Raw genomic sequence first — 12,502 nt, 5'->3', positions numbered from 1 at the left:
AAGTGTGGTGTTTGTTTAAATTCGACAACACTATGCGTACAGACAGCGATTTTTTTTTGCTTTTTTTCAGGAATAGAGGAGTAGCCGAATGAAAGAAGATTAAAAGGGTGAATAGCTTTAAGCAGAGCTTGTCATAATAAACGTAGCCATCCTGTTAATCCCACAAAAGAAAGGTAGAGCGCAGCATATGAAAAAGACAATGGTCTGGATTTGCACGGGTATTCTCGCAGCCTCGGCTATCACGTACACAGGACTTATTGCGAACGTCTCTGCGCAGCATGCAGAGCCGCTGAGCACGCAGCAGGAAGTACAAGCAACACAGCCTTCCCAAGCAACATTTAGCACAGAGGCGGTTAATTACGGCTCCTACGGTCAGGATGTATATGAACTGCAATCCCGTTTGAAGCTGTTGGGCTTTTTCGGTGCAGAAGTGGACAGTCATTTTGGCAGTAGTACATTGAAGGCTGTTAAGGGCTTTCAAAAAGAGTTTGGCATCACCCCTGACGGAGTGGTTGGAGCAAAAACAAAGCTAAAGCTGGTGAATGCAACCCCTAATTGGAAACCGACGGAAACGCCTTTACATCGTAAAAATGAGGCTTCTGCTCAGGGGAAGACAGCGGATAATAATAAAACAGATCAAAAAGATGAAACAATGGGATCAGCTAACGCGATGGGACTGTCTGACAACGATCTCAAAATTATGGCTAACGCAGTCTACGGTGAATCCCGTGGCGAGCCGTTTGAAGGACAGGTAGCCGTGGCGGCAGTTATTTTGAACCGGGTCAAATCCCCCAGCTTTCCAAACACACCGTCTGGAGTGATTTTTCAGCCGGGGGCCTTTACAGCTGTAGCTGATGGTCAAATCTGGCTCACGCCAAATGAAACTGCAACAAAGGCAGTTCGCCAGGCACTGAACGGCTGGGACCCAAGCGGAGGCTGCCTCTATTATTTTAATCCAAAAACAGCCACCTCCAAATGGATTTGGAGCCGCCCGCAGGTGAAGACGATTGGTCAGCATATTTTCTGCATGTAAACCGCCGAAGCAGCCGGGAGCTTGTCTCCGGTTGCTTCTTGGCTTTTGCATCGTTAGAATAAAGATTGGCACACTTTACCTCTTTACAGGATAATGATTCACAGCGGCTCATGCTAAAAAGGCTAGACGAAATTGACGTCACAAAGGAGTTTTGGACTTGAACAAAACAGGTTTCGAGCGTGGGACGCGCAGACAATTAAGGATTCATGTACTGCCAACCAAACGCTTCAAGACGTTTGCCATATCATTGTATGTAGGTACTCCACTACGAGAGGAAACGGTAACCCGAGTGGGACTGACACCATTCGTACTACGACGGGGTACAGAATCATATCCGCAGACTACACAATTCAGAGAACAATTAGAGCAATTGTATGGCGCGGGCTTTGGATTTGATGTATATAAACGCGGAGATTATCAAATCGTGCAATTTCGAATGGATACGATTAATGACAGCTTTGTAAACAGCTCGGACAGCTTGCTGGATCGTTCATTTGCTTTTCTCGGAGAGGTGTTGACGAAGCCTGCATTGGAGAATGGAGCATTTCAGACCGGATACGTCCAGCAGGAACGGGAAAACGTACGCAAGAAGCTGGAATCTATAGTCAATGATAAAATTCGTTATGCTGGAGAGCGCTGCATGGAGGAAATGTGCAAAAATGAGCCTTATCGTCTGCATCCCCTCGGTCAGCGGTCTGATCTGGATAGTATAGATGCGCAAGGCCTGTATCAGGCTTATGGAGAATGGCTGGATAACGCCAGCATGGATTTGTATGTGGTTGGAGATACGACGCTGGAGGAAGTGGAGAAGTTCGTAGACCGCTATTTCCAACTGAACCGTTCGGAAGAAAAGGGATATGCTCCTGAACAACCAAAAGCGGTGGAGCGTGATGTACAAACGGTGGTGGAGCGTCTTGATGTAAATCAGGGGAAGCTGAACATGGGATTGCGCACTCCAATTACGTATGGTGACGATCGATATGCCTCCGCCCTGATGTACAACGGGATTTTAGGCGGTTATCCTCACTCCAAGCTGTTCGTCAACGTGCGGGAGAAGGAAAGCTTGGCGTATTACGCCTCATCACGGTATGACGGGCACAAGGGCATAGGGACGATTCAATCCGGTATTGAAATACCCAATTATGAAAAAGCGGTTACCATTATCCGCAAGCAACTAGAAGATACGCAAAATGGGGCGATTACCGAGCTGGAAATGACCCAGACACAGGCGATGATCCGCAATTTATTGAAGGAAATGCAGGATTCCGCTTTTGAAATGATCGCTTACGATTTTAACAGACAGCTTTCCGGCAAAGAGCGTACGGTAGATGAGCTGCTGAGCCAGGTGGAGGCTGTCAAGGTGAAGGATGTTCAGGATGCCGCCCGGACGTTCCGACTGGACACCATTTATTTCTTGAGAGACCAGAAGGGGGAATAGCGGGTGGAGCACATACCTTATGAGCATTTGCAGGAAACGCTGTACTATGAAGTGATGGATAACGGATTACACGTTTATGTGTTGCCCAAACCGGGCTTTCAGAAGACATACGCTACATTTTCGACCAAATACGGCTCGGTCGATAATCATTTTCGTGTGGAAGGTCAGCAGCCGGTTAAGGTTCCGGATGGCATCGCCCATTTTTTGGAGCATAAAATGTTTGAAGAGCCTCAAGGTGATATTTTCGCTACTTTTTCCTCCAATGGGGCATCGGCCAATGCATTTACGAGCTTTGATCAAACGGTATATTTATTTTCCGCAACCGAGCATATTCAGGAGAATTTGACCACATTGGTCAATTTTGTACAGCACCCTTACTTTACAGATGAAAATGTGGAGAAGGAAAAAGGCATTATCGGTCAGGAAATCAATATGTATGAGGATAATCCGGACTGGCGGAGTTACTTTGGCCTGATCGAAGCGCTATACAAGGTCCATCCGGTGCATATTGATATTGCGGGTACCGTTCAATCCATCAGCACGATTACGAAAGAAACGCTGTATAGCTGTTATGAGGCTTTTTACCACCCGAGCAATATGATTCTTTTTGTGGTAGGCGGGGTGGACCCCGCGGAAGTAATAGAACTGGTGCGTAACAATCAGGCGAAAAAGGATTACAAGCCTCAAGGGGAGATTGAGCGTATTTTTGACGAAGAGCCTACTACTGTGGCAGAGAAGCGTCGTGAGGTAAAGCTGGCGGTTTCTCTCCCTAAGCTGTTGTTCGGATTCAAGGAAGCCAAGGTAGGTCTCACGGGTGAGAAACTGCTTCGTCATGATCTGGAAACCAAGTTGATGCTTGATCTTTTGTTTGGCTCCAGTACGCAGCTGTATCAAAAGCTCTACGATGAGGACCTCATTTCAGATAGCTTCGGCCATGAGTACAACAGTACACCGCAGTATGCGTTCTCTGCTATCGGTGGAGATACAAAGGACCCGGATGGGCTGTTGGCGCGGATACGTGAAGAGGTGGGGTCCATTCAAAAACAGGGCTTCAAGGCAGAACATTTTGAACGGGCACGTAAAAAGAAAATCGGCGGTTACCTGCGTATGCTCAATTCGCCCGAAAATATAGCGCATGAGTTTACGAGACATCGCTTCCGGGACGGCGATTTTTTCCAATTGCTTCCGGTCTATGAAAGTATTACACTTGAGGATGTTAACCGTCGTCTGAAGGATCATATTCAGTGGGATCAGATGGGCATATCGCTGGTGGTGAGTCCGTAATGTCCAGGGAGAGGGAAACGATAACCACCAAGGATGGGGAATTAAAAGCCATTGGCGATACGACTGTGCTGATCACAGGAGCAAGCGGCGGGATTGGAGCGGCTATTGCGGAGCGTTTTGCGGCTGTTGGGATGAATGTGGTCATTCACTACATGAAGTCCCATGAAAAAGCGAATGAAGTTGCCCGCCGTTGTATGGCTTATTCAGGCAAGGTGATGACCGTCTCAGCGGACCTGCGGAGCAAGGAGCAGATTGAACGCATGCGTGAGAAGCTGGAGAATCACGGAATGAAGCCAGATATTCTTGTGAATAACGCTGGATTATCTCATTACGGATTGCTGACGGATGTGTCGGAAGAGGAATGGGATGATGTGATGGCCGTCAATGTGAAGGGAACCTTTCTGTGTACGCAGGTTTTTATGCCGCATATGATTTCCCAACGCTATGGCCGTATCGTGAATGTGTCTTCTGTATGGGGAATATGCGGCGCTTCGTGCGAGGTGCTGTATTCCACCACCAAAGGCGGGATCAACGCATTCACTAAAGCACTGGCTCAAGAAGTTGCACCTTCTGGAGTAACGGTAAATGCGGTAGCTCCGGGTGCAGTGGGTACGTCTATGCTGGATCATCTGGACGAAGGGGAAATTTCCAGTCTCGAAGAAGAAATTCCTGCCGGTCGATTGGCTCGGCCTGATGAAATTTCATCACTGGTTTATTTTCTGGCGCTTCCTGAATCCGGTTATATTAACGGGCAGGTCATTAGTCCTAACGGAGGATGGGTGACTTGACGAGAAGTACAGCGTTTGGAGGAAACCACCAGTATAGAGAGCACCTGAGAAGAACATATTATAACTGTTGATTTTAAATCTGAATCATCTAAGGAGGATTTAAGTATGTCAACAGTTGTTCAGAATTTCGATACCTGGAAGAAGTTCCTTGGTCAGCGTGTGGAACAGGCGGAGAAGCTTGGAATCAGCCAGGATACCATTTCAGAGCTTGCTTATGAAATCGGTGATTTTCTGGATGAGAAGGTCGATCCGGCCAACCACTCCAACCGCGCACTGAAAGAACTGTGGGGAGTTGCCGATGAGGACGAGCGTCACACTATCGCCCGGCTGATGGTCAAATTAGCCAAAAGCAACGCATAAGCAGGAACCAACATGAAAAGCTCCCTTTTGGGGGCTTTTCTGTAATGGTTACAGAGCTGTTCTTGTAATTCCTTTGTAATTTATATATCATAAACGTGATCGAGGCTTATGCAATTGTGTTGAATACAAGAAGCCTTTGTGGTCTCAATAATTGATTTTGTCGATTGGTGTTATTTTATGATACAATAAGGCTTTGATTTGGAAATGTTGACGGTTTTGAATGTGAATGAGGTGCTAATGTGACGGAAGAATTGAAACAGTGGTACATGGAGTACAAGATACATAAAAATCGTCCCGGATTGCTGGGAGACATTGCTTCCATGCTTGGTATTCTGGGGGTTAATATACTGACGATCAACGGTGTTGAAGGCGAAAGACGGGGGATGTTGCTGGAAACGGACGATGACGAGAAGATACGCATTCTCGGAGATACTTTAAAAAAGGCCAGCAATATTACAGTTACCGCCTTACGCGCTCCAAGGCTGGTCGATATATTGGCAGTAAGGCACGGACGTTACATTGATCGGGATTCGGATGACCGCAAAACATTCCGCTTTACACGCGACGAGCTTGGGTTACTGGTCGATTTTTTGGGTGAAGTATTAAAGAGGGATGGAAATCAGGTGATTGGACTTCGCGGAATGCCTCGTGTGGGAAAAACCGAATCCATCATTGCCAGCAGCGTATGCGCCATGAAGCGCTGGACTTTTGTGTCTTCAACGTTATTACGGCAGACGGTGCGCAGTCAGCTCTCCGAAGAGGAAATGAACCCTAACAATGTATTTATTATTGACGGCATTGTGAGTACAATTCGGTCAAATGAAAGACATTATCACCTGCTTCAGGAAATAATGAGCATGCCGAGTACGAAGGTTATTGAGCATCCTGACGTTTTTGTACGTGAATCGGGATACAGCTTCGACGATTTCAATTTCATTATTGAACTTCGCAATAATCCGGCTGAGGAAATTATTTATGATACCTTTACAGCCAGTTATACAGAAGATCTTTAAATAAGCGTAATTATACAAGGAGATGATGACATGTCAGAACTGGGTCAGCAATTAAAGGAGGCCCGGCTGCAAAAAGGATTGAGCCTTGACGATGTTCAGGAAATGACGAAGATACGCAAACGTTATCTGGAAGCCATTGAGACGGGCGATTACAAAGTGCTGCCGGGAAGCTTTTATGTCAGAGCTTTTATTAAAACTTACGCTGAAACGGTCGGTTTAAACCCCGACGAGATTCTGGAAGGACATAAAAGCAATGTACCTGAACCAGAGCCGGAAGCTGTCATGGAGCCTGTGACACAGAAACGCTCCAGCCGTCCGGCTACGATTGGGAATCTCAAATGGTTGCCGACAGCTTTAATGTGGCTTTTTCTGGTTCTCATTGTTGGGGTTATTTATGCATATTGGGTGAGTAACAATCATACAGCTCCAAAAACAGCCGAGAATACAACGCCGATTACGACACCGAGTACGTCCATTCCTAACAGCACCAAGGAGGGAACTACGACACCACCGCAAAATACGACGACAACCCCTCCTCAGGAAAGCGCTCAGACAACAACGCCGAATAACGGTCAGACGGCAGCTCCAAATGGTGGCGGCGGACAAACCACTCCTGATGCTGGGCAAACGGGGCAAACCCAACCACCGGAAGGAACAGGTACAGGAACGGATATGACCACTCCTGACAGTAGCCAGCAGCCGAGTACCACTACGCCGCAACAAGGTGTAACCGTGGCTCAGGATGGCAAGCAAGGCAAAACGACGATTTTCAAAGTTTCCAGTGCAACCGGAGCTACAGTCAAGGTGGATATTAAGGCAACGGGGGAAAGCTGGCTTGAGGTGTACAAGGGGCAAAACTCACGTGGTGAAAAGCTGAGTTATGGCATGACCAAAAGTGGAGATTCCGTGTCCTTTGACATCGGTCCGGAAGGCTTGTATATCAAATCAGGACGTTCTTCTGCCACGGATATTTCCGTAGCAGGTCAACCGATAACTGATAATAAATCGACGACTCGTGTTTTGATACAGCAAGGAGAAGCTTCCTCGACCGGAACGAGTGCCGGGGTGAGTGGTACTACTACGGATTCGACTACTGGCAGTACGGATTCAACACAGAGCGGTACAGATTCTTCAACTACTGGCGGTGAATAAACCCTCTATTGCGCGGAAATACTAATGACTGTAATTCATGGGAAGCCCATTTCATTTTCCGCAAAGTGAGGTGTATACATTATGACTGTCAGCTGGATTGTGACAGGGCTTGGTATAATTGTCAGCCTGCTTGGCTATTATCTGACCCCAAGTGCATGGGGCTATGGCATACTGGGCTTTGGTCTTGCTCACATTGTGCTGGGACTTCTGGATATGTTCCGGAATCCGACCCGCAGCCACAGTTAGATATGTTGACCGTGGAATGAAATAAAGGCGTTTTTGTCATTAACTGGCAAGAGCGCCTTTTTAGTGATCGGATTATTGGATTTTTGTAAATGACTAGCCTATAATTAGTTATTGAACTTTGTTGTGGAAAGGAAAGTGAAACGATGGCTTCAGAAAATTCATTTGATATCGTCTCCAAAATGGATATGCAGGAATTGACCAATGCGGTTCATCAGACGGAGCGTGAAATTGAAACACGGTTTGATTTTAAGGGGAGCAAAAGCAGCCTTAAGCTTGAAAAGGAAGCTCTTACAATTGCATCGGAGGACGAATACAAGCTCAACGCGGTAATTGATATTTTGCAATCTAAAATGGCCAAGCGTGGTTTATCCCTTAAAAACGTAGAATACGGGAAGCTGGAGCCAGCGTCTTTGGGTTCAGTACGCCAGCGTCTTGCTCTCAAGCAGGGAATTGATCAGGATAATGCCAAAAAAATTAACATTCTTATCCGGGACTCCAAGCTGAAAGTTAAAAGTCAGATTCAAGGTGATCAGATCCGCGTGACCGGAAAAAACAGGGATGATTTACAAGCAGTCATTCAGTTATTGCGCAAAGCTGATCTACCATTGGAACTTCAATTTACGAATATGAAATAAAGCCGTTTTCCCTCATGCAGATTGTAAGAAAAAATGATGCTTGATGCGCGGCAGGTTATTTTGACATGCGTTTTGCACCATATTATACTTGTAACGAAAATGCAGATGATCAGGTGTATAGCGGTAGTCAAAACGATTTACATAGGATTGAATTCAATCCGAAAACTGCCATTTTTAATCAAGTACGATAATCAGGGGAGAGTGTGTTGTGAATTTACCCAACAGAATTACAATAACGCGGATTTGCCTCATCCCGGTGATGATGCTGGCCTTGCTGGTGGATTTTGATTTCTATCCGCCGCCGATTGAGATTGGAGCTTTCGAGCTGCCGTATAATCAGTTGATGGCGGCTATCATTTTCCTCATAGCCGCCAGCACGGATGGTCTTGACGGATACTTGGCCCGTAAAAATAACATGGTCACCAACTTGGGGAAATTACTGGACCCTCTTGCGGATAAGCTTCTGGTAACTGCTATTTTGGTTTCTTTGGTGGAAATGGGCAAGATTGATTCGTGGATTGTTGTTGTCATTGTTAGCCGTGAGTTTGCGGTTACTGGTCTGCGTCAGATTGCTTTATTGGATGGCTCTGTGGTCGCTGCAAGCAACTGGGGCAAATTAAAGACCATCATCCAGATCGTTGCCATTGTAGCGTTGCTCATTAATAATTTTCCGTTTGTCTTTCTGGGTATTCCGTTTGATTTAATAACGATATGGGCGGCTGCGTTTATTACTATTTACTCGGGAATTGACTATTTTGTAAAGAACAGCCATTTACTTCGCTCCTCCAAGGTTTAACAGGATAAGTTTCATGGGAACAGCGATAGGGAGTTTGCTTATTGCTGTTTCTTTGCATAATTCCCACAACATTCGCTCTACAGGAGGCAGAAACGATGAAAGCTGAAATCATCGCAGTAGGAACTGAATTATTGCTCGGACAAATTGTGAATACAAATGCCCAATATTTGTCACAAGAGTTGGCTACGGTTGGGATTGATGTATATTTTCAGACGGTTGTTGGCGATAACATGGATCGACTTCAGGAAGCGGTACGTCTGGCTCAGAAGCGTGCGGATATTATTTTGTTCTCCGGTGGTCTGGGACCGACTCAGGATGATTTGACGAAAGATGCAATCGCCGCTGTGCTGGGGCGTAAATTACATATAGACCGTCTCGCTATGGATAAGCTGGAACAGTTTTTCCATAATCGCGGGGTGGAAATGACCGAAAATAATCGGCGTCAGGCGCTTTCCATTGAAGGGGCTACTCCTCTTGAAAATGAGACAGGTCTGGCTGTGGGCGATGCGATTGCACAGGATGGTAAATATTATGTAGTTTTGCCTGGACCGCCGAAGGAACTCAAACCGATGTTTGAGAATCAGGCGAAACCTTGGTTGCTCCAGCAAGCACTGAGTGGTGAGGAACTGCCGATTTATTCGAAAATGCTAAAGTTTGCAGGAATCGGCGAGTCAGCTCTCGAAACCCGCTTATTGGATCTGATAAAATCACAGACAGACCCGACCATTGCTCCTTATGCCAAGGAGGGAGAGGTCACAATCCGTATATCCACCAAGGCGGCCAGCGAGAGCGAGGCACTGGTCAAGCTGGGGGCTACGGAAGCAGAAATTCAGCAGCGTCTTTCGGAATACATGTATGCGAGCGAGGACGTCACGCTGGAGAAGGTTATTGTGGATTTGATGTCCAATCGCGGACTGACTGTTAGCGCGGCAGAAAGCTGCACAGGTGGAATGCTGATGGAGCACATCACTTCCGTTCCGGGCAGCTCAGTTATGTTTCAGGGCGGTATCGTGTGTTATTCCAATGAAATGAAGAAGAAGCTGCTCAACGTGCCTCATGATTATTTGGAGGGGGACAATGCGCCCGGCGCAGTAAGCGAGGAAGTAGCCCTTGTGCTTGCAGAGCAGGCGAGAATGGTCACGGACAGTGATTTCGGACTCTCGGTTACAGGTGTAGCTGGACCCGGATATTCTGAGCGGAAGCCGGTTGGTCTGGTTTATATCGGTATTGCTGAGCGTGATAAGGAGACTGAGGTATACGAGCTGAAGCTGAGCGGGAATCGTGAAGCGATTCGTCTGCGGTCTGTTAAAGCAATCCTGTACAGATTATGGCGCAGACTGGTGGAAAATGAGAAGCTCTCTTAATGATCTGTATCCGACGCGAGTTTTCATAGAGTTGTTTTAGGTAAACGATTAATGATATAATCATACTATCGGAAGAACCGTTGCAAAAGCCTTTTTGCCTGCGGTTCTTTTTTGATTTAAGAGACAGATGGAAGTATAGAAGAGAACTGTCTAAACAAAAAAAACGAATGTATGTTCGAAAAAATGCTTGGCAAGCGTGTCAAAACAAGGTATTATTAAAGTACAAACAACGAAGGATGTGAGTTTATTGTCAGATCGTCGTGCTGCGCTGGATATGGCGCTCCGTCAAATAGAAAAGCAATTCGGTAAAGGTTCCATTATGAAGTTGGGTGAGTCCACCCACATGCAAGTGGAAACGATTCCCAGTGGTTCGATTGCTTTGGATATTGCGTTAGGAACGGGCGGCTTCCCGAGAGGCCGAATTATTGAAGTATATGGACCAGAATCATCTGGTAAAACAACAGTAGCTCTTCACGCTATAGCAGAGGTACAAAAAACAGGCGGACAAGCCGCTTTTATCGACGCCGAGCATGCGCTTGATCCATCGTATGCCAGCAAGCTGGGTGTCAATATTGATGAGTTGTTGCTATCGCAGCCAGATACAGGAGAGCAAGCACTTGAGATTGCCGAAGCGCTTGTACGTAGTGGAGCGGTAGACATTGTTGTTGTTGACTCTGTAGCGGCACTTGTGCCAAAAGCGGAGATTGAAGGTGAAATGGGGGATTCCCATGTTGGTCTTCAAGCCCGTTTAATGTCGCAGGCATTGCGTAAGCTGTCCGGTGCTATTAACAAGTCGAATACCATTGCTATCTTTATTAACCAATTACGTGAAAAAATAGGTGTTATGTTCGGTAACCCTGAAACTACACCAGGTGGACGTGCTCTGAAATTTTATTCTACAGTTCGTTTGGATGTCCGCCGCATTGAAAGCTTGAAAAGCGGTAATGACGTTGTAGGTAACCGCACACGTATTAAAGTGGTGAAGAACAAAGTCGCACCTCCTTTCCGTCAGGCGGAAGTGGACATTATGTACGGCGAAGGCATCTCCAAGGAAGGCAGTTTGATCGACATTGGTACGGAGTATGACATTGTCGATAAGAGCGGAGCCTGGTATTCCTATGAAGGTGAACGACTAGGTCAGGGACGTGAAAATGCGAAGCAATTTTTGAAGGAAAATCCGAACATTGCTAGTACGATCGAACAAAAAATTCGGGTGGCCAGCAATTTGATTACGACGGTAGCTCCGCCGACAGAAGAAGAGTTGGCACAGCAAGCCAAGGAAGAACAGGAATTGCTGGAGCTTGAATAAAGCTTGGTGAATCCTGGTTCGTGAACTGGAGCCAGGGGTTATGGCACAGCCGTTTGAATAGCATGATTCTGATGCCCTGCACAGTTGTGCAGGGTATTTTTGCATCGAATGTGGCCTGCGTGTCGGCTACATTTTACTTTTGCGTGGCGGGCGTTTTCAGCTTGCTTTCGTGAATATCAAAGTGAGGGAAGCACATTGCAATTGGAAGATGAAGGTGAACACACTTCGAAGGAAAATGAGCAGCAAGGAATTTCCCTTTTTCCTGATCATGAGGAATTGATGGTTACGAGGGTGGAACAGGGGCAGGGTAGGCAACGCGGAAGATACACGATTCATTTTGGCCTGTATTCATTGTCCGTACTGGAAGATGTAATGATCAAGTACAATATGTTCAAAGGAACGACTTTCGTCAAAAGGGAACTGGAAGAAATCGTTCTGGCGGACGAAAAGCAACAGGCATACGTGCACGCGCTTCGTTATTTGGGACTAAAGCCACGTACACGTCAGGAGATTGAGCAGCGTTTGACGCAAAAGGAAATGGGTCAAGCTGTTATTGATGAAGTGTTGAACCGTCTGGAGCGGGAGCAACTTGTGGATGACGATCTATACGCCCGTCAGTGGGCAAGGCAGCGCATAACGAGCCAGCGGAAGGGGAAGATGTGGGTAAGGCAGGAACTGCGTCAAAAGGGCATCTCTAAAGCCTCTATCGGGGAAGCTTTAGGTGAGGTCAGCGATCAGGAGGAATGGGAGAGCGCTTTGATAGTCGGACGCAGGAAATGGAATCAGGTGCGTGGAGATATAATGGAGAAGAAACGGAAAACGTACCCCTTTCTCATGAGACGCGGATATTCGGGGGATATGACACGCCGCGTAGTCAATCATCTCACGATGGCCGAGCAAGACGGGGCTTCCGATGACGAGGAATTATCGCTGTGGGATGAATAGCTGTTAAACAGCCGGGCATCCATTAGCTGGCATAAGCGAACAGGATGAGCTGGTTATCACATGGAAAGCCACATGGTAATCTACTAAAGTTTGCATTCCCTTGACAATGCCATTTGTCAAATAATAAAATATATATGAA

General features: G+C 46.6%; 13 protein-coding genes. All 13 read left to right on the top strand.

All coding sequences use genetic code 11. The features are described from left to right. The first annotated feature begins 187 nt into the window (after positions 1–187). The 13 genes from sleB to ABH897_RS01075 all read left to right on the top strand — a co-directional run bounded on the left by sleB (position 188) and on the right by ABH897_RS01075 (position 12,363). The gene (gene sleB, locus ABH897_RS01135) at positions 188–1,033 is read left to right on the top strand and encodes a spore cortex-lytic enzyme (RefSeq protein WP_283655665.1); all 846 of its coding nucleotides are present in this window, start codon (positions 188–190) and stop codon (positions 1,031–1,033) included. 157 nt (positions 1,034–1,190) lie between these two features. Continuing rightward, positions 1,191–2,471: an EF-P 5-aminopentanol modification-associated protein YfmF gene (yfmF, locus tag ABH897_RS01130; protein WP_283655666.1), complete on the top strand. Its 1,281-nt coding sequence runs from the start codon at positions 1,191–1,193 to the stop codon at positions 2,469–2,471. Between the two features lie 3 nt (positions 2,472–2,474). Further along, on the top strand, positions 2,475–3,755 hold the full coding sequence (gene yfmH / locus ABH897_RS01125) for an EF-P 5-aminopentanol modification-associated protein YfmH (protein ID WP_404590993.1): 1,281 nt from the start codon (positions 2,475–2,477) through the stop codon (positions 3,753–3,755). Next, positions 3,755–4,543, top strand: coding sequence for an elongation factor P 5-aminopentanone reductase (ymfI, locus tag ABH897_RS01120; protein WP_283655668.1), 789 nt, complete (start codon positions 3,755–3,757; stop codon positions 4,541–4,543). Before yfmH ends, ymfI begins: the two co-directional genes overlap by 1 nt. 105 nt (positions 4,544–4,648) lie before the next feature. Then, positions 4,649–4,903 (top strand): DUF3243 domain-containing protein, encoded by a 255-nt coding sequence (locus ABH897_RS01115; protein ID WP_014281144.1) that lies wholly within the window; start codon positions 4,649–4,651, stop codon positions 4,901–4,903. 239 nt (positions 4,904–5,142) lie between these two features. Next, positions 5,143–5,916 carry a DUF3388 domain-containing protein gene (locus tag ABH897_RS01110; RefSeq protein ID WP_235332175.1) on the top strand — a complete coding sequence of 258 codons (774 nt, stop codon included), beginning with the start codon at positions 5,143–5,145 and terminating at the stop codon, positions 5,914–5,916. Between the two features lie 30 nt (positions 5,917–5,946). Then, complete coding sequence (locus ABH897_RS01105; protein WP_283655669.1) at positions 5,947–7,068, top strand: helix-turn-helix domain-containing protein; 1,122 nt, start codon at positions 5,947–5,949, stop codon at positions 7,066–7,068. Positions 7,069–7,149: 81 nt separating this feature from the next. Beyond that, complete coding sequence (locus tag ABH897_RS01100) at positions 7,150–7,314, top strand: hypothetical protein (RefSeq protein ID WP_162833917.1); 165 nt, start codon at positions 7,150–7,152, stop codon at positions 7,312–7,314. 143 nt (positions 7,315–7,457) lie between these two features. After that, positions 7,458–7,949 carry a YajQ family cyclic di-GMP-binding protein gene (locus tag ABH897_RS01095; RefSeq protein WP_025685003.1) on the top strand — a complete coding sequence of 164 codons (492 nt, stop codon included), beginning with the start codon at positions 7,458–7,460 and terminating at the stop codon, positions 7,947–7,949. 208 nt (positions 7,950–8,157) lie between these two features. Next, positions 8,158–8,745, top strand: coding sequence for a CDP-diacylglycerol--glycerol-3-phosphate 3-phosphatidyltransferase (gene pgsA, locus ABH897_RS01090; protein ID WP_283655670.1), 588 nt, complete (start codon positions 8,158–8,160; stop codon positions 8,743–8,745). A 95-nt stretch (positions 8,746–8,840) separates the two neighbouring features. Then, the gene (locus tag ABH897_RS01085) at positions 8,841–10,109 is read left to right on the top strand and encodes a competence/damage-inducible protein A (protein WP_283655671.1); all 1,269 of its coding nucleotides are present in this window, start codon (positions 8,841–8,843) and stop codon (positions 10,107–10,109) included. A gap of 247 nt (positions 10,110–10,356) precedes the next feature. Further along, the gene (gene recA / locus ABH897_RS01080; protein ID WP_283655672.1) at positions 10,357–11,418 is read left to right on the top strand and encodes a recombinase RecA; all 1,062 of its coding nucleotides are present in this window, start codon (positions 10,357–10,359) and stop codon (positions 11,416–11,418) included. Positions 11,419–11,613: 195 nt separating this feature from the next. Next, positions 11,614–12,363, top strand: a complete 750-nt coding sequence (locus ABH897_RS01075) for a regulatory protein RecX (RefSeq protein ID WP_283655673.1) — start codon at positions 11,614–11,616, stop codon at positions 12,361–12,363. Positions 12,364–12,502 lie beyond the last annotated feature (139 nt).

Origin of the sequence: Paenibacillus sp. RC73 (assembly GCF_044908085.1) — a bacterium.
In the GTDB taxonomy this organism is placed as follows: Bacteria; Bacillota; Bacilli; order Paenibacillales; family Paenibacillaceae; genus Paenibacillus; species Paenibacillus terrae_A.
This window is presented reverse-complemented; position numbering and strand designations above follow the sequence as displayed.